The sequence below is a fragment of the Streptomyces sp. NPDC041784 genome (assembly GCF_055591025.1).
On record NZ_JBVJAB010000008.1, the window covers coordinates 198419 to 215993 of the forward strand.

General features: G+C 72.6%; 15 protein-coding genes. 3 read left to right on the plus strand and 12 right to left on the minus strand.

Translation table 11 applies throughout. The features are described from left to right. Positions 1–127: 127 nt before the first annotated feature. The 6 genes from cobT to ACZ6D7_RS19550 all read right to left on the minus strand — a co-directional run bounded on the left by cobT (position 128) and on the right by ACZ6D7_RS19550 (position 9551). Positions 128–4411, minus strand: coding sequence for a nicotinate-nucleotide--dimethylbenzimidazole phosphoribosyltransferase (gene cobT, locus ACZ6D7_RS19525; protein WP_469491890.1), 4284 nt, complete (start codon positions 4409–4411; stop codon positions 128–130). Between the two features lie 366 nt (positions 4412–4777). Then, complete coding sequence (gene cbiE, locus ACZ6D7_RS19530; protein WP_469491891.1) at positions 4778–5989, minus strand: precorrin-6y C5,15-methyltransferase (decarboxylating) subunit CbiE; 1212 nt, start codon at positions 5987–5989, stop codon at positions 4778–4780. A 96-nt stretch (positions 5990–6085) separates the two neighbouring features. Then, on the minus strand, positions 6086–6724 hold the full coding sequence (locus ACZ6D7_RS19535; protein ID WP_469491893.1) for a GNAT family N-acetyltransferase: 639 nt from the start codon (positions 6722–6724) through the stop codon (positions 6086–6088). A 161-nt stretch (positions 6725–6885) separates the two neighbouring features. Then, positions 6886–7722 (minus strand): MetQ/NlpA family ABC transporter substrate-binding protein, encoded by an 837-nt coding sequence (locus ACZ6D7_RS19540; RefSeq protein WP_469491895.1) that lies wholly within the window; start codon positions 7720–7722, stop codon positions 6886–6888. Between the two features lie 66 nt (positions 7723–7788). Then, on the minus strand, positions 7789–8514 hold the full coding sequence (locus ACZ6D7_RS19545) for a methionine ABC transporter permease (RefSeq protein WP_469491898.1): 726 nt from the start codon (positions 8512–8514) through the stop codon (positions 7789–7791). Continuing rightward, positions 8511–9551 carry a methionine ABC transporter ATP-binding protein gene (locus tag ACZ6D7_RS19550; RefSeq protein WP_469491899.1) on the minus strand — a complete coding sequence of 347 codons (1041 nt, stop codon included), beginning with the start codon at positions 9549–9551 and terminating at the stop codon, positions 8511–8513. The genes ACZ6D7_RS19545 and ACZ6D7_RS19550 overlap by 4 nt, the downstream gene beginning before the upstream one ends. A gap of 570 nt (positions 9552–10121) precedes the next feature. On the opposite strand from ACZ6D7_RS19550, the gene ACZ6D7_RS19555 reads away from it, so the two are divergent. Continuing rightward, on the plus strand, positions 10122–10481 hold the full coding sequence (locus ACZ6D7_RS19555) for a hypothetical protein (protein ID WP_469491904.1): 360 nt from the start codon (positions 10122–10124) through the stop codon (positions 10479–10481). Between the two features lies 1 nt (position 10482). Beyond that, positions 10483–10899 carry a hypothetical protein gene (locus tag ACZ6D7_RS19560; RefSeq protein ID WP_469491907.1) on the plus strand — a complete coding sequence of 139 codons (417 nt, stop codon included), beginning with the start codon at positions 10483–10485 and terminating at the stop codon, positions 10897–10899. Here ACZ6D7_RS19560 and ACZ6D7_RS19565 read toward each other — a convergent pair. The 3 genes from ACZ6D7_RS19565 to ACZ6D7_RS19575 form a co-directional block, all read right to left on the minus strand. After that, positions 10889–11386 carry a GNAT family N-acetyltransferase gene (locus ACZ6D7_RS19565; protein ID WP_469492210.1) on the minus strand — a complete coding sequence of 166 codons (498 nt, stop codon included), beginning with the start codon at positions 11384–11386 and terminating at the stop codon, positions 10889–10891. The two genes, ACZ6D7_RS19560 and ACZ6D7_RS19565, sit on opposite strands and share 11 nt — an antisense overlap. 45 nt (positions 11387–11431) lie before the next feature. Next, complete coding sequence (locus ACZ6D7_RS19570) at positions 11432–11938, minus strand: RNA polymerase sigma factor (protein ID WP_469491911.1); 507 nt, start codon at positions 11936–11938, stop codon at positions 11432–11434. 67 nt (positions 11939–12005) lie between these two features. Further along, entirely contained in the window at positions 12006–13190 is a 1185-nt protein-coding gene (locus tag ACZ6D7_RS19575; RefSeq protein ID WP_469491913.1) for a glycerophosphodiester phosphodiesterase, read from the minus strand. A 373-nt stretch (positions 13191–13563) separates the two neighbouring features. On the opposite strand from ACZ6D7_RS19575, the gene ACZ6D7_RS19580 reads away from it, so the two are divergent. Next, positions 13564–14235: a lysophospholipid acyltransferase family protein gene (locus ACZ6D7_RS19580; RefSeq protein WP_469491915.1), complete on the plus strand. Its 672-nt coding sequence runs from the start codon at positions 13564–13566 to the stop codon at positions 14233–14235. Between the two features lie 130 nt (positions 14236–14365). On the opposite strand, the gene ACZ6D7_RS19585 is transcribed toward ACZ6D7_RS19580, so the two are convergent. The 3 genes from ACZ6D7_RS19585 to ACZ6D7_RS19595 form a co-directional block, all read right to left on the minus strand. Further along, complete coding sequence (locus ACZ6D7_RS19585; RefSeq protein ID WP_469491917.1) at positions 14366–15886, minus strand: MFS transporter; 1521 nt, start codon at positions 15884–15886, stop codon at positions 14366–14368. Further along, entirely contained in the window at positions 15883–16461 is a 579-nt protein-coding gene (locus ACZ6D7_RS19590; RefSeq protein ID WP_469491918.1) for a TetR/AcrR family transcriptional regulator, read from the minus strand. Before ACZ6D7_RS19590 ends, ACZ6D7_RS19585 begins: the two co-directional genes overlap by 4 nt. Positions 16462–16561: 100 nt before the next feature. Further along, a complete protein-coding gene (locus ACZ6D7_RS19595; RefSeq protein WP_469491920.1) occupies positions 16562–17533 on the minus strand; it encodes an aldo/keto reductase in 972 nt (323 codons plus the stop codon). Positions 17534–17575 lie beyond the last annotated feature (42 nt).

Genomic DNA, 17575 nt, shown 5'->3' on the forward strand with positions numbered 1-17575 from the left:
CTCGTACAGGCAAGGGTGGGCGCTGCGGCTCTGGAGCGGCCCTGACGTGCGGATTTTAGAGGTGGGCTCAGCGTACGGCGGGTCCGGGGGCACGCAGGAGAGCGTGCCCGCCGGCCCGGAGCGGGTCCTACTTCTCGGTCACCCCGGCCGAGTCGAACGTCGCCACCTCGTGCATGGCTCGGGCCGTGCTCTGGACCAGGGGGAGGGCCAGGAGGGCGCCGGTGCCTTCGCCGAGGCGGAGGTCGAGGTCGACCAGGGGGCGCAGTCCGAGTTTGTTCAGGGCGGCCACATGGCCGGGCTCGGCGCTGCGGTGGCCCGCGATGCAGGCCGCGAGGACCTCGGGGGCGATCGCGCGGGCCACCAGGGCGGCGGCGCCGGCGCTGACGCCGTCCAGGATCACCGGCGTCCGCAGGGACGCGCCGCCCAGCAGGAGGCCGACCATCGCCGCGTGCTCGAAACCGCCGACGGCGGCCAGGACGCCGAGGGGGTCGGCGGGGTCCGGCTGGTGGAGTTCCAGGGCGCGGCGGACGACCTCGGTCTTGCGGGCGAGGGTCTCGTCGTTGATGCCGGTGCCGCGGCCGGTGACCTCGGCCGGGTCGGCGCCGGTGAAGACGGAGATCAGCGCCGCGGACGCGGTCGTGTTGGCGATGCCCATCTCACCGGTGAGCAGCGCCTTGTTTCCGGCCGCCACCAGGTCGCGGGCCGTCTCGATGCCGACCTCGATGGCCTGCTTGGCCTCCTCGCGGGTCATCGCGGGGCCGGTCGTCATGTCGGACGTGCCCGCGCGGACCTTGCGGGGCAGCAGGCCCGGCGTGGCGGGGAGGTCGGCGGCGACACCGACGTCCACGATGCAGACCTCGGCGCCCACCTGGCTCGCGAAGGCGTTGCACACCGCTCCCCCGCCGAGGAAGTTGGCGACCATCTGGGCCGTCACCTCCTGCGGCCAGGGCGTGACGCCCTGGGCGTGCACCCCGTGGTCGCCGGCGAAGATCGCGACGGCCGCGGGCTCCGGGATCGGCGGCGGGCACTGGCGGGACAGGCCGGAGAGCTGGGCGGAGATGATCTCCAGCATGCCGAGCGCGCCGGCCGGCTTGGTCATGCGCTTCTGCCGCTCCCAGGCCTCGCCGAGCGCCTTGGCGTCCAGCGGGCGGACGCTGGCGACGGTCTCGGCGAGCAGGTCGTGCGGGTCCTCGCCGGGCAGCGCGCGACGGCCGTACGTCTCCTCGTGGACGACCCACGACAGGGGGCGGCGCTTGGCCCAGCCGGCCTGCATCAGCTCGGGCTCGTCCGGGAACTCGTCGACGTAGCCCACGCACAGGTAGGCGATGACCTCGAGGTGCTCGGGCAGGCCGAGGGCGCGGACCATCTCTCGCTCGTCGAAGAAGCTGACCCACCCGACGCCGAGGCCCTCGGCGCGGGCGGCGAGCCAGAGGTTCTCGACGGCGAGCGCGGCGGAGTACGGCGCCATCTGCGGCTGGGTGTGCCGGCCCAGCGTGTGGCGGCCGCCGCGGGTCGGGTCGGCGGTGACGACGATGTTGACCGGGGTATCGAGGATGGCCTCGATCTTCAGTTCCTTGAACTGCTTGGCCCGGCCCTTGGGCAGCGACTTGGCGTACGCGTCGCGCTGGCGCGTCGCCAGCTCGTGCATCGCGCTGCGGGTCTCGGCGGAGCGGATGACGACGAAGTCCCAGGGCTGCGAGTGGCCGACGGAGGGCGCGGTGTGGGCGGCCTCCAGGACGCGCAGCAGCACCTCGTGCGGGATCGGGTCGCTGCGGAAGCCGTTGCGGATGTCGCGGCGCTCGCGCATCACCTTCAGGACGGCCTCGCGCTCGGCGTCGTCGTACGCGGGCGCGGCGGGACCGGTGGACTCGCGGACTTCCTCCACTGCGGCCCTGCTCTCTTCCTGGTCGGCGGCCCTGGTGTCCAAGTCCTCCGGGCTCTGAGCGACCTCGGGGTCGGTGTCGCTCTCGGGCTCCGTGACCGGGGTCGCCGGGACGGGAGCCGGGTCGGCCGCGCGGGGGGCCGGGACCGTGACTACGGGAACCGGGGCGGCCGGGGTGGTGGCGGCCTGCGGTTCGGGGGACTGCGGCTGCGGCTGCGCCTCCGGCGATTCCGGTGACTCCTGCGGCTCGGGTGACTCCGGTGACATCGGCGATTCCTGGGGTTCGGCCGTCGGGGCCGTCGCCGTCGGGGTCATCGGGGCCGGGGCCTCGGCCTCGGGGGCCGGCTGCTGGTCGTCCGTCGGGAGCACCAGGGAGTGCGGCGGGGTCGGGGCGAGGTGCGGGGTGGTGGGCACCGTGCCCTCGACCGGGACGAACTGGCCCAGAGGCTGGGCCGACGGGTCCGGCTGGGCCGGGGGCTGCTGGTCCAGGTCGGTGGGCGCGGGAGCGTCGGCGGCCGCGGCGGGCTGGACGGGCTCGGCGGGCTCCACGACGGGCTGCGGGGCCGGAGCGGCGGGAGCCGTGGGGCCGGCCGGAGCTGTGGGGGCCGGAGCCGTGGGGGCGGCGGGTGCCTCCTCGGCGGCGGTCGCCGGCGGCTGGGCCTCCTGAGGCTCGGGCTCGGTGGGCCCGGCCTCGTGGGACGGCTCCTGTACCGGCGTCTCTGCGGCCGCCGGCTCGGCGTTCTCCGGCTCGTCGGCCTGCGGCTCGTCGGCCTGCGGCTCACCGGGCTGCGGCTCAACGATCTGCGGCTCCGCGGCCTGCGGTTCCGTGACGGGTTCGGCGGCAACCGGCTCCGGGGCCGTGACCGTGGCTTCCGGTTCCGCCTGGTGGGGCGCCGCCGCGGCGGGCCACTCCGGGGCGTGGGACGCCGTGTCCACGATGTGGGCGGCGACGGGCTCCTGCACGGGCTCGGGCTCCGCTGCCGCTTCCGCTTCCGGCTGGGCGGGGGTCGGCTCGGCGGCCTGCTCCGGTGCCGGCTGTTCCTGGGGAGCCTGCTCGACGGGGACGACCGCGACCGGCTCGGCGGGGGCGGGCGGGAAGACCTCGGCGGCGAGGGTCTGAGCGGGTTGAGCCGGCTGAACCGGAGTGTCCGTGGGCACGGCGGGTTCGGCCGGCTCTGCGGCCGCGTCGAGGGTGGGGGCGGGGACTTCCGGAGCCACGGCCGCGCTCTCCGGAACAGGCGTCTCCTGGACGGGGGCCTGGATTTCCGGGGTGGCAGCGGGCGCTTCGGCAGCCACGACGGCCTCGGGCGCGGGCTCGGACGCGGCGGGTTCGGACGCGGGCTCGGGTGTCGGTGCCACGTCAACGGCGGGAGCCTCGGCGGCCGGGGCGGGCACCGGCACCTCGGGGACGACCTGGACCACTTCGGGCGCGGGCGTCTCGACGGCGGTCTCGACGGCGGCCTCGGCCTCGGGCGCGGCCGCTGCGGCGACCTGGGCCGTCTCGGCCGGCGTCGGCGCGGGCTCCTCGACCGGCACGGGAGCCTGTGCCACGTCGACCGGCTCCACCTGCTCGGCGACCGGCGCGGACACCACGTCCGCACTCTGGACGACGACCTGCTCGGCGGCGACGACAGGCTCGACCGTCACGTCGGCCTCGGCCTCGGCCTCCGCGGCCTCGGCGAGCATGGCGGCGCCGAGCACCTGACCGACGTCGAGCGTCACGGGCTCCATGGGAGCGGGGGCCGGGGCGGGAGCGGGCGCCGCCTCGGCGACCTGCGTCTCCTCCGGCATCGGAGCCGTCGCCGCGATCGCCTCCGTCGCGACCCGCGCCACGACGGCCTGCGCCGCGCCCACCGGCTCGGCCTGCTGCCCGGCCGGAGCCGCGGGAGCCGTGGCCGGGGCGGCCGCCTCCGGAACGACCGCGTCCACGGCCACCGCCGCGGCCGCGACCGGCCCCTGGGCCGGAGCGACGGCCGGGGCGGCCGCGGGAGCGGCGGGGTGGGTCGCGGAGTGGGCGGCGGCCTGGACCGCCGTCGGGGCGCCCCAGGGCACGGCGCCCTGCGGCGGCATCTCGCGCAGCGGCGGGACGTCGAGGTATTCGGGGCCGGACGCGGGCGCGCCGGGGTGGCGTGCGGGCGCGCCGGCGGGGCCGCGGTCGGCGAGGGAGCGGACCGGGCTGGCGGAGGCGTCCGGGATCGGCGGGCCGAGGTGGAGCGGACGGCGCGGGGCCGCCTGGGGCGGGGTGGGGCCCGGCAGCCGGACGCCGCTGAGGTCGACGGAACCGCTGTCACGGCCCGCCGTCTCGTGCGGGCCGGGCTCGTGCACCGTCTCCACGACCGGCTCGGGCGCGGGCGGCGCCACCTCGTTGCCCCAGGCGCTCTGGGCGCCCGGTAGCAGCAACAGGTCTTCGTCCTCGGCGGTGGTCTCGGAGAGGTAGGTGTACGCACCGTGCGCGGAGGCGCCCGGCTGCTCCACCATGCCTGCGTTCTCCGGCAGCCCCTCGCCCGGGACCTGGCCGGTGTCGGTCATGCGTACCCCTCGCCCATCGGTTTAGTGCTCCTACGACCAGCTCGCCCGGAACGGCGCACCGACCGCCCCGTAGAGAAGAACGAGCGTCCGTGCCCAGCGGCACGACGACCCGCCCGAAATGGCGACAAAGCCATTCAGTGGCATTGTCCCGGCCGTAGCCGCGTCGCGACAGCTTGATCCGCGACGCTCCGCTGTGGACTGCGCCACGTTGCGCGTCCTCCGGTTCTGCCGTACCACACTCACCCCAAAACGGATGCGTTTTCCGGACATTGACCGACGAAGTGCCGGGCGAACGGAAGCGGTACGACGATCGGCCAGCCTACCGCGCGCGGTACGACAACCGGATCACGGGGACGGATATCGGGCTCATGGGCGACGGTCGGGCAGAACCCCGCTGAGCAGGAACGCGACACTCCGTTCGGTCTCCGTCCAGGCCCTCGTGTCGAGTTCGACGGACTGCAGGAGGGCGCACTCGACGCGGTAGCCGTGCTCGGTCAGGTCGCGGCCGACGAGTTCGGCGGCGTCGCGGGTCGCCGCGTGGGTGACGATGCGCTGCGGACGGCGGTCGGCGACCGCGGAGACCACGGCCACTCCCCCGCCGCCGACCCGGACGACGTCCGGTTCGGGCAGGTTCTCCAGGACGTGCGGGGCGGTGCCGCGGACGATCTGGAGCTGGACGCCGTGGCGGCGCGCGATGGCGTCGGTGCGGGCGCACGCCTCCAGCTCGCGGTCGACGGCCAGGACCGCGGCCCCGGCCCGGGCGGCCTCGGTGGCGAACGCGCCGCTGCCGCAGCCGATGTCCCAGACGAGGTCGCCGACGCGGGGGCCGAGCCGGGCGAGTTGGGCGGCGCGCAGCAGCTCCGTCTCCCCTTCGCCGAGTCCGCCGCCGTACGCCTCGGCGGGCAGGGCCCAGCCGCGCGGGCCGGTGGCCGGGTCGCGCCCGGCGATCCAGTCGCCGTCGCCCCCGGCACTCGCCGGGCCGCCGATGACGATGACGACGTTGGGGTCGCGCCAGCTGTGGTCGACGGCCTTGTCGGAGGTGAGGACGCTGACCCGCTCGCGGTCGGTGCCCAGTTCCTCGCAGACGACGAAGGTGCGGTGCACGCCCTCCAGCAGCAGGCCCAGCTCGGCGGGGCCGGCGCCGGGCGAGGTGAGGACGGCCACCTTGGGGTGGGCGCGGCAGACGTTGACCGCGCGGCGCAGGGTGCGCCGGTGGGCGACGACGGTCTGGGCGTCGTCCCAGGGCATCCCGGCGCGGGCGAAGGCGGCGGCGACGGCGGAGACGGCCGGGACGACCTCGACCTCCAGGCCGAACTCGGGTGCGCGCAGGGTGCGTACGACACCGAAGAAGCCGGGGTCGCCGTCGGCGAGGACGACCGCGGTGCCGCGGTGGCCGGCGATCCGGCGGGCGGCGAGAGCGACGCTGCCGAGGCGGATACGCTCGGCGCCGGGCGGCACCTCGGGCAGCGCCAGGTGGTGGGCGGCACCGGCCACGAGGGTGGCGGCGCCCAGAGCGGAGCGGGCCGCGGCGGTCAGTGGCGAGCCGTCCCAGCCGATCACCGTGACGCGGTCGGCCATCGTCGTCAGTCTCCCCGGGGGTTCACGCAGGCAGCGGGCTCCGTGAGAGTACCTGGTCGCGCGGTCCGGGGCAGGGGGCGGCCGCCCGCCCGGGAGTCAGTTCCAGTCGGTGTACGACGAGTATCCGCCGCTCTCCGCGAGCGTCTCGCCGGCGCCTTCCAGGTCCTCCGGGAGCAGGCTCCAGACGATGAAGTCGGTGCGCACCTCGGTCCAGGTGCCGTCCTCGGTGCGGGCGCGCGCTATGCAGGCACCTCGCAGAACGCCCTCGCTGATACAGCCGATCTTCTGGGCGACCTGCTGGGAGGCGGTGTTGTCGGCGGCCGTGCGCAGCTCGATCCGCTCGAACTTCTGATCCGTGAACAGCCACTGCGCGGTGGCCAGTGCCGCCTCGGAGGCGTAGCCCTCGCCGCGCGCCCAGGGGGCGACGATGTACGACAGCTCGGTGGAGCGCACGTGCCAGTTGGTCTTGCCGAGCTGGATGACGCCGACCAGCCGCTGGGTGAGGAACTCGGTGACGGCCAAGTCGACGCCGCGTCCGGCGGTGCGTTCGGTGGGCGCGTACTCGGTGATCCAGTGGCGCGCGGCGTCCTCGGTGAAGGGCTGCGGGACGGACGTCCAGGCGACGGTCTGCTCGTCGTTCATCATGTCGGCCAGGGCGGGCACGTCGTCCTCGTCGAGGGGACGCAGCACCAACCGCTCCGTGCTGATGGAGATGCTGGGGAAGGTGCTCGTCATGAAGCGCTCCGTAGCCTTCGAAACCGTCCGGGCCCGACCTGCTGGACCGTCAGGCCCGTTGAACTGCCCAGCATGCAGCATGAAAGCACCGGACCGCACCACGGGGTCCACCCCGAGCGGAATGAACCCCGTGCGTACGGTGGTGACCGGCGGGACCGGGATCAGAACGCGGCGACGACCGCGCCGTCGTACTTGTCCTCGATGAACTTCTTCACCTCGGCCGAGGTCAGCAGCTTGGCGAGCTTCTCGATCCGCGGGTCGTCCTCGTTGCCCTTCTTCACGGCGAGGAAGTTGGCGTACGGGTTGTCCTGCGCGGACTCGGCGACGAGGGCGTCCTTCGCCGGGCTGAGGTCGGCCTCCAGGGCGTAGTTGCCGTTGATCACCGCGGCGTCGACGTCGGCGAGGGAGCGCGGCAGCTGGGCCGCCTCCAGCTCCTTGAACTCGAGGTTCTTCGGGTTGGAGGTGACGTCCTTGGGGGTCGCGTCGTAGCCGACGCCGGACTTCAGCTCGATCAGGCCGTTGGCCTCGAGCAGCTTCAGCGCGCGGGCCTCGTTGGTGGTGTCGTTCGGCAGGGCGACGGTGGCGCCCTTCTTCAGGTCGTCGAGCTTCTTGACGTCCTGGGAGTACAGGCCGAGCGGCTCCAGGTGCACGTTCGCGTTCGGCACGGCGACGATGTCGGTGCCGTTCTTGTCGTTGAAGTCGTCGAGGTAGGGCTGGTGCTGGAAGTAGTTGGCGTCGACCTCGCCCTGCTGGACGGCCGTGTTGGGGGTCACGTAGTCGGTGAACTCCTTGACCTCCAGATCGAGGCCGGCCTTCTTGGCGAGGTTGTCCTTGATGTAGGTGAGGATCTCGCCCTGCGGGGTGGGGGTGGCGGCGACGGTCAGCGTGGCGTTCGCGTCGGTGCTGCCGGAGTCCTTGTCCGAGCCGCAGGCGCTGAGTCCGAGGGTGAGGGCTCCGGCGGCGAGGACGGCGGTGGTGATCTTGGCGGTGTTACGCACGAAAAGTGCCTTTCCTAGGGGTGGTGCGACCCCGCGATGGGTGTGCGGGGAGTTCTTGGGGGCGGCTCAGACGGTCTTGCTGGTGGCCGTGGCGGCCTTGAGCAGCCGCAGCTTCGGCGCGCTGCCGGACTGCCCGCCGCGGCGGTGCAGGGAGCGGGCCGCGTAGTCGCCGACGAACTGGATGAGCGAGATGACGACGGCGAGGATCGCGACGGTGATCCACATCAGCTCGGTCTCGAAGCGCTGGTAGCCGTAGCGGATGGCGATGTCGCCGAGGCCGCCGGCGCCGACCGTGCCGGCCATCGCGGAGTAGCCGATGAGGGCGACGATCGTGGTGGTGGTGCTGGCGATGAGCGAGGGCAGCGACTCGGGGACGAGGACCTTGCGTACGACGGTCCAGGTGTTGCCGCCCATCGCCTGCACGGCCTCGACGAGTCCGCCGTCCACTTCGCGGACGGCCGTCTCGACCAGCCGGGCGAAGAAGGGGATGGCGCCGACGGCGAGCGGCACGATGGCGGCCTCACGGCCGATGGTCGTCCCGGTGATCGCGCGGGTGAAGCCCAGGAGCGCGACGATCAGGATGATGAACGGCATCGAGCGGGCGATGTTCACGATCTGCCCGATCACCTTGTTGGCGACGACGTTCTGGAGCAGGCCGCCGCGGTCGGTGAGGACCAGCAGGATGCCGAGCGGCAGGCCGCCGGCGACGGCGATCAGGGTGGACCAGCCGACCATGTAGAGGGTGTCCCAACACGCCTGCGACAGCAGGGGCTGCATCTCGGACCAGGTCACCTTGCACCTTCCTTCACCAGCACGGATGCGGGCTCCTGGCCCACGACGTCGATCTGGAGGCCCTGTTCGCGCAGGAAGCCGATCGGTACGACGTTGTCCTCGTAGCGGCCGGGCAGTTCGATGCGCATCCGGCCGATCTGGAGGCCGCCGACGGTGTCGATGGCGGCGCCGAGGATCGAGATGTCGATGTTGTAGGTGCGCGAGAGCTGGGAGATGACGGGCTGGGTGGCGGCCTCGCCGTGGAAGGTGACGTCGACGACGGTGCGGTCGGCGCCGGTGGCCTCGCCGCCGACCGGGAAGAGCGCGGCGGCCAGCTCGGAGCCGGGGGTGGCGAGCAGCTCGCTGACCGTGCCGGACTCCACGATGCGGCCGCGCTCCATCAGCGCGGCGGAGTCGCAGATCGACTTCACCACGTCCATCTCGTGGGTGATGAGCAGGACGGTGAGGCCCAGCTGCCGGTTCAGGTCGCGCAGCAGCTGGAGGATGGAGCGGGTGGTCTCGGGGTCCAGGGCGCTGGTGGCCTCGTCGGAGAGGAGCACCTTGGGGTCGCCGGCGAGGGCGCGGGCGATGCCGACGCGCTGCTTCTGGCCGCCGGAGAGCTGGGCCGGGTAGGACTTCGCCTTGTCGGCGAGTCCGACCAGGTCGAGCAGCTCCAGCGCCTTGCGGGATCGTTCCTTCCCGGCGATGCCGAGGATCTCCAGCGGGAGTTCGACGTTGTCCTGCACGGTCCGCGAGGACAGCAGGTTGAAGTGCTGGAAGACCATGCCGATCCGGCTGCGCGCCTCGCGCAGCCGCTTTCCGGCGCGCGGTCCGTTCCCGGCGAGCGCGGTGAGGTCCTGTCCGGCGACGGTGACCGTGCCTGCGGTGGGGCGCTCCAGGAGGTTGACGCAGCGGATCAGCGAGGACTTGCCGGCGCCGGACTGGCCGATGACGCCGTACACCTCGCCTTCGCGGACGTGCAGGTCGACGCCGTCCAAGGCGGTGACCTCACGGCCGCGCGAGCGGTAGACCTTGGTCAGGCCCGTGGTGGTGATCACGTGGGTTTCCGTCACTGTCGAGTGCGCGGGCGTGGGTGTGCCCGGGCGCACGGATGCAGGCTGTCAGGAACGCGACACGGTGCTCGGGGTGGCGGGGAACCGGGGAGACCATGTGCGCGCTGGGCTTTCGTCCGGTACGGCTCTCGGGCGGCGTACGGACATGCCACGGCGTCTCGCTTCGGGGCGCGAGGCTCGGTGAGTGGTGCGGGGGCCCTCTAGAAGGCGCACATTCGACACAGACAACGAGCACCGGGCGTCAGGGTCGCCTCGGTCGCAAGGGTGCGGTTGCTCGTCGTGGTCATGTGCATCAGTAAAGCAGACCCATGGTGCTGACAGAGCCAGGATTGTCCGCATGCTGGACATCCATGGACACGTGGAGACGGCCGGGGCGCCGCTCGGCCGCGCCCGGAGATCGCCGCTTCCCCGCCGGTGGCCCGTGCGGACAAGCCGGACAGGTTCTCGACCACGACGTCGGCGTCCGGCCCCTCGGTCCGGCGGGTTGTGGCCAACGCCACGTGAGGGCACGGGCCCAGCCGCGGGGAGCCGATTACGGCGTAATAAGGTCGCTGCATGCTTGATGCCCTGACGCTGGTGACCGGCGTCGCCGCGTTGCTGCTCGCCGCCTGGTGCGGCTGGGCGGCCCACCGTGACCAGCCGACGAAGGACTGGCACTTCATCGGGATGGCCGTGGTCTCGCTGCTGGCCGTGGTCCAGCTGGTGATCGGGATCGTGCAGCTGGCACGGGGCGAGAAGCCGGAGCAGGGCACGACGATCTTCGTGGCGTATCTGCTGGGCGCGTTCGCGTGCGTCCCGGCGGCGGGGTTCATGTCGCTGGCCGAGCGGACCCGGTGGGGTTCGGTGACGGCCGCGGCCGGCGCGGTCGTCCTCGCCGTTCTCGAGGTGCGGCTCTATGACATCTGGGGAGGCTGAGATGACGGCCGTTCAGGAGAAGCCGGCCCGGCTGATCAGCGGGCCCGGCATGCTGCTGGTCTGGTTCTACGGCGTGATGGTGGTCGGGGCGGTGTCGCGCTCTGCGTACCAGATCGCGACGGACTTCGACCGGGCGCCGCTGTCGTACACGCTGTCGGCGGTGGCGGGGGTCGTGTACGGGTTCATCACGTACTCGCTGGTCCGCGGCGGCGAGACGGCCCGCAGGGCGGCGCAGGTCTGCTGCGCCGCCGAACTCGCGGGCGTCCTGATCGTGGGGACGTGGACCCTGATCGAGCCGTCGGCCTTCCACGACTCGACGGTCTGGTCCGAGTACGGCATGGGGTACGTGTTCATCCCCGTACTGCTGCCGCTGTCGGCCCTGTACTGGCTGCGGAAGTCCCCTACGCCTACGCCGTAGCCGCGTACTCCCCGGCCACCTTCTCCAGGACGATCATCGGAACGCCGTCCGTGCCCTGGGAGGTGCCGACGGCCTGGTAGCCGACGCGGCGGTAGAGGCGGAGGTTGCCCTCGCTGCGGTGACCGGTGAAGAGGCGGAACTTCTTGGCGCCACGCTCCTCGGCCAGGGCCGCCTCGGCCGCGCGCAGCAGCCGCGCGCCGATGCCGTGGCCCTGGAGGCGCGGGTGGACGCAGAGCTTGCCGATGGCGGCGGCGCCGTCCTCGGTGAGGGTGCCGCGCACCGAGCCGACCACCTCCTCGCCGAGCCGCGCCACGAAGACACAGTCGGCGGCGAGTTCCTGCTTGACCGAGTCGAGAGTCTGGACCAGCGGGGCGATGCGGTAGTTGCCGTACAGCGCGGCCTCGCTCTGGAAGCAGAGGTACTGCAGCCTGAAGATCTGCTCGGCATCCTGCTCGGTCGCCACCGAGATGGTCACGCTCATGCCCATGTGCGCACGCCTCCCGCTCACCTGATCGCCTGTGGTCCTTCACTCCTATCCCCGCACTTGGCGGGCCGCAACCTCCGGCGTCAGCAAACGACGCAGACATCCCAGACATCTGGAACGTTCCGGTCCGAGACTGCCCTGTGAGATACCCAACTCACCCGCGATCTCGCGGTAGGTGAGGTCCTCGGGCGAGAGGAGCGCCTGGAGGAGACGGGAGCACCGGACGGGCAGACGGTGGACGGCCTCGCGCAGGGCGCGGTGGCGGGCGGTGGTGAGCGCGGCCTGCTCGGGTCCGTGGTCGCAGTCGTCGACGGGATCGGTCTCGTACGGTCGCTCACGGCGGGTCGTACGGCGGGTGCGGCGGACCTCGGCGCGGACGGCGCGGCGCAGCCAGCCGGGCGGGTCGTGCGGCGGGCCGTCGGTGGCGAGGTGCTCCAGGAGGCGGAGCCAGACCGCCTGTTCCAGATCGCCGGGTTCGGCTCCGGTGGCATGTGCCTCGGCGGAGGCCTCGGCGGTGAGCAGCGGGCGCAGATCGGTGAGCAGGTCGTGCGTCATGTGCCACACGATGCGGCCGCCCGGGCTGTCGGTTGCCCGGGCGGCCGACTGTCACTCCAACGGGGAATCAGCCCTTGACGAAGTCCGCGCGGGCCAGCAGACCCGTGTCCGGGTTGTCGGTGAAGACGCCGTCGATGCCGGTGGCGAAGTAGGCGCGGTAGGCGCCGAAGACGTCGCCGTACGCGTCCACGTCGGTGCCCTTGCGGAAGTTCGCGGGCAGGAAGGGGTTCTCGTTGCGCATGGTGTACGGGTGCAGGACCAGGCCGACCGCGTGGGCGTCGCGCACCAGGGTGGTCGGGGTGGTGAGGTTGCCGCCGGCGTCCTTCGGGATGACCAGGTCGAGGGTCGGGCCGATGCCCTGGGCGTAGCCGGCGATCTCCCGCAGGCCGGCCCGGGTGACCAGGTCGGCGACCGTGCGCGGGTCGCCCGTCTCGACGAAGTCCCAGGGGCGGGAGGCCGCCGAGGACAGCAGCACCACGAGCGGGTTGTCGACCAGCTTGTTCAGGCGCTGGATGCTGGACGGCTCGAAGGACTGGAGGATGACCGGCGAGTTCTTCTTGTCCTTGCCGTACTTGTGCAGCAGCTTGGCCACCCGCTCCTCCAGGCCGAGGCCCAGCTTGCGGAAGTAGGTGGGGTGCTTGGTCTCGGGGTAGATCCAGACCTGCTTGCCGCGCTTACGGGTCTGCTCGTCCTGCCACTTCAGGACTTCCTCGAAGGTGGGGATCTCCCAGCGGCCGTTGTAGAGGGTGTTGTGCGGGCGGTTGGCCGGGATGCGCTCGATGGCGCGCAGCGTCTTCAGCTCGGCGAGCGTGAAGTCCTCGGTGAACCAGCCGGTGACGGAGACGCCGTCGAGCACCTTGGTGGTCCTGCGGCCGGCGAACTCGGGATGGTCGGCGACGTCCGTCGTCCCGCCGATCTCCGGCTCGTGACGGCAGACGATGTGGCCGTCCTTGGTGGGGACCAGGTCGCCGGCCTCGACGATGTCGGCGCCCAGGTCGAGGGCGAGCTGGTAGGAGCCGAGGGTGTGCTCGGGGCGGTAGCCGCTGGCGCCGCGGTGCCCGATGATCGTCGGGACCGGGAGGCTCTTCAGGCCGCCGCGTCCGCCGGACCGCGCCTCGGCGGCTCTCGCGGTGCCCGACAGGCCGAGGACACCTCCGGTGGCGCCGAGCACGGCCGCGCCGAGCAGCGCCCGTCGTCCGGTGCCGCTCGCGCTCGCCTGCTGGTTCGACTCCTGTGTGTCCTGCGCTCCCATGGGGGCCTCCTGCCGTCGCCTCGTCCGTGCGGCCCGATCGTAGGGTCGTGGACATGACCGTCGGGAGACCTCGGTCCGAACACGCGGGTGACGCTGGATGGCGTGTCCCGTACCCCATGGTGACGGGGTGTCGGATTGGCCGCGGCGGAAGCGGGAAGGCGTGGAACACCGGCCCTCGCGTCCCGGGTTTCACCTCGTCGTTCCCCCCGTTCCACCCAGATGACGGGCGAGGCGCGGTACGGCCGTACAGGTGCACGTACGTCAATAGTGCGTAAGGCCTCGGTGAACCCGATGTGCGTCAGCCCCGGGGCCGCGAGTATCGTCCTCACCTGCACAGACTCATACCGTTTCCCCTTGGCCATCGGAGGGCCCGTTGTCCCGCTTCGCGCTCATCAAGGCAGTGCTCGGACCGGTCATGCGCCTGATGTTCCGCCCCCGGGTCGAGGGCGCGGAGCACATTCCCGGCGACGGACCGGTCATCCTGGCCGGAAACCACCTGACGTTCATCGACTCGATGATCCTGCCGCTCGTCTGCGACCGGCAGGTCTTCTTCATCGGCAAGGACGAGTACGTCACCGGCAAAAGCCTCAAGGGCCGGCTGATGGCCTGGTTCTTCATCGGCGTCGGCATGATCCCGGTGGACCGCGACGGCGGGCGCGGGGGCGTGGCCGCGCTGATGACCGGGCGGCGGGTCCTGGAGGAGGGCAAGGTCTTCGGGATCTACCCCGAGGGGACCCGCTCGCCCGACGGCCGCCTGTACCGGGGGCGGACCGGTATCGCCCGGCTGACCCTGATGACCGGGGCGCCGGTCGTGCCGTTCGCGATGATCGGGACGGACAAGCTGCAGCCGGGCGGGGCGGGGATGCCTCGCCCCGGACGGGTCACCGTCCGCTTCGGCGAGGCGATGGAGTTCTCCCGGTACGAGGGGATGGACCGGGACCGGTACGTGCTGCGGGCCGTGACGGATTCCGTGATGGCCGAGGTGATGCGGCTGTCCGGGCAGGAGTACGTGGACATGTACGCCACGAAGGCCAAGGCCGCGTAGCGACCGCGACGGTCGGCCGTTCGTCGGGCGGGTGCGCGTATCGACTCGGGCGCGGGTGCGTGGGGTTTGCTCACGCACCCGCGCCCGAGCCGTACATCGGCGCGGCCCCGCGCCCCTTACGGTGCGCCCCTCACCCGGCGTTCTCCAGGCGCTGCCCCCTGAGCATGAACCACGCCGCCACCGCCGTCGCCAGCAGGACCGCCGCGCCCACTCCCGACGCCACGCTCAGGCCGTCGACGAACGCCTCCCGTGCCGACGACAGCATGTGCGCGGCCGGCTCCGCCGGCATGTGCCCCGCCGCCTCCACCGCGCCGCCCAGTGACTCGTGCGCCCCTTCCGGGGTGCCCGTCGGGGACGGGAAGCCTCGGTAGACGCCCGTCACGATCGACCCGAGTACGGCGATGCCGAGGGCCGCGCCGAGTTCGTACGCCGTCTCGGAGACCGCGGACGCCGCTCCCGCCTGCTCCTTGGGGACGGAGGAGAGGATGACGTCCGAGGTCACCGTGAAGGAGAAGCCGGCGCCCACGCCGACCGCCAGCAGGGCGGCGCCCAGCACCGGGTAGCCGGTGGACTGGCCGATCGTCGTCAGCAGGGCCAGGGCCAGGCCGATCGCGGCGAGGCCGCCGGAGACCACGGCCCGTACCGAGTAGCGGCGGGCGACACGGCCGGCCAGCAGACCGGCCACCACCGCGCCGACGGCGGCGGGCAGTTCCGCGAGGCCGGCCTCCAGGGGGCGCCGGCCCTGGACCAGCTGCAGGTACTGGGAGAGGAAGAAGACCAGTCCGGACATGCCGAGGACGGTCAGCATGTCGGCCAGTACGGCTCCGCTGAAGCCGCGCCGGCGGAACAGACGCATGTCCAGCAGCGGCGTGGGGAGCGTGAGCTGGCGGCGGACGAAGCCGTGGAGCGCGGCGGCACCGAACATGCCTGCCGCCAGCGGCTCCCAGGTCGGACCGTGGCTCGCGAGTTCCTTGACCGCGTAGACGACGGCGATCATGCCGACCAGGGACAGCGCCACGCTGATCAGGTCCCAGGGGCCCGGGTTCGGGTTCCTGGACTCGGGCAGCGTCTTCAGGCCGACGACGACGAGCACGATCATCACGGGCAGGTTGATGAGGAAGACCGAGCCCCACCAGAAGTGCTCCAGCAGGAAGCCGCCGGCGATGGGACCCACGGCCGTACCGGCGGAGGCCGTCGCGCCCCAGATGCCCACCGCGAGGCTGCGCTCGCGCGGGTCGTGGAAGAGGTTGCGGATGAGGGCGAGGGTCGCGGGCATGAGGGTCGCGCCGGCCACGCCGAGCAGGGCGCGGGCCGCGATCATCATCTCCGGTGTCGTGGCGTAGGCGTTGAGGACCGATATGAGTCCGAAGGCCGTGGCGCCGAGGAGCAGGATCCGCTTGCGGCCGATGCGGTCGCCGAGGCTGCCCATCGAGACGAGCAGACCGGCGATCACGAAGGAGTAGACGTCGCCGATCCAGAGCAGCTGGGTGCCGGAGGGCTCGAGATCCTCGCTGATGTAGGGCGTCGCCAGGCCGAGGACGGTCGCGTCGACGGCCACCAGCAGCACGGCGAGCACGAGGACGGCGAGCGCGAGCCAGCGGCCGGGGCGCTTCACCGCCTCGGACGTGGTCGCCGGCAGGGTGCTGGTCATGATTCCTCTCTCTGTGGTGCTTGCTGTGGTGTGTGATGCCTCAGTGCGCCGCCGAGCAGCAGCTCGACGATCATGTGGCTGAAGTCCTTGCGGGCGACCCGGCCCTCCGTGACCGCCCAGGCGCCGGAGGCCAGCAGGCCGTAGAGCGCCTCGGTGAGCCAGGCCGGGGTGAGGTCGATGCGGAACTCGCCGCTCGACTGGCCGCGCCGGAACAGGGTCGCGATGCGGTCGTCGATCCGGGTCCAGCCCTCGTGCTGCTCCTCGCCCTCGAACAGCTGGTTCTCGGTGTAGAGGAAGGCGAGCAGTCCGGCGGCCGGTTCGATCTCCTCGACGAGCCGTCGTACGGCGTCCCGCGCCGGGTCCTCGTCCAGCCGGGCCGCGTCCAGGGCGGCCTCGCACTCCGCGATGCCGAGCGCCTCCAGCGCGCGGACCAGCGCGTCGCGGCCCGCGAAGTGCCGGTGCAGGGTCGCGCGGCTGATCCCGGCGGCCTTGGCGACCTCGTCCATGGTCGCGGTGGATCGGCGGGTGAGCAGCGCGGCGGCGCTGCGCAGGACGTGGTCACGATCGACAGCCATGAGACAAGATTAGCCCATGTGAGACATCAATGTCTCATCCAGGGCGCGTATGGCTCACTTCTGCTGGTGGGAGCCGGGTTCCCGCCCGGTTCGGTGCCGGTCAGTGCCAGGGCAGGCGGCCGCGCTGGTCCCAGTACGCCTGCGGGTCCTCCGTCAGCGCGGCCAGCCGGGCCAGCTGGTCCTCGTCCAGGTCGACGACCGCCGCGTGCAGGTTGGAGGCGAGCTGGGCGGTCGTCGCGGCGCCGGAGAGGACGACGCCGGCCCAGGGCTGCCGCAGGATCAGCGCGAGGGCGACGGCGTCGCAGCCGAGCCCGGCCTCCGCCGCCACCGCCTTCAGGGCGTCCGGTGCGTACGGGTCGGCGAGGCGTCCGTTGGCCATGCCCTCCTTCACGATCACCGTGAGGCCGGCGTCGTGGGCCTCGGCGAGGGCGGGGCCGGCCGAGGTCTCCAGGGCGTTGTACGTCGACTGGACGGTACGGAAGAGGGGCTCGCCCTCGACGGTCACGGCGAGGGCGGCCCGGATCGCCTCGGCCTGGGCGGGTCCGCTGGTGGAGAAGCCGACGGTGAGGCCCCCGGCGGCCGCCTCCGCCAGCCTGCCGTGGAGTTCCTTGTCGGTGAGGGCCGGGCTGTCCGGGGTCACGGAGTGGATCTGGTAGAGGTCGAGCCGGTCACCGAGCAGCTCGGCGGTCTCGGCGCGCTGCCGCTCGTAGGTCCGCACGCTGTGGTCCTTGACCTCGTGCCGCTCGGCGTCGGTGGTCCAGTCGGCGGTGTAGGTGTAGCCCCACTTGCTGCCCACGACGATGTCGTCGATGTCGGAGCGGACCTTCAGCCAGTCCGCGAGGAACTCCTCGGAGCGGCCGTAGGAGCGGGCCACGTCGAAGTAGCGGACGCCCTGGGCGTAGGCGGCGTCGAGGAGTTCGTGGGTGCGGGCGCGGAGGGCGTCGACGCCCCGGTCGGTGCCGAGGTCCTGGTCGCGCCCGAGGTTGATGTAGCCGGGGCGGCCGACGGCGGCGAGGCCCAGTCCGAGGTGGCAGGTGGGGGTGGTCGCCGAGGCCAGTCGGGCGAAGGGCATCGCGGGCTCCGTTCGGTCGGCTCCTTGAGGCTGTCCCCAACC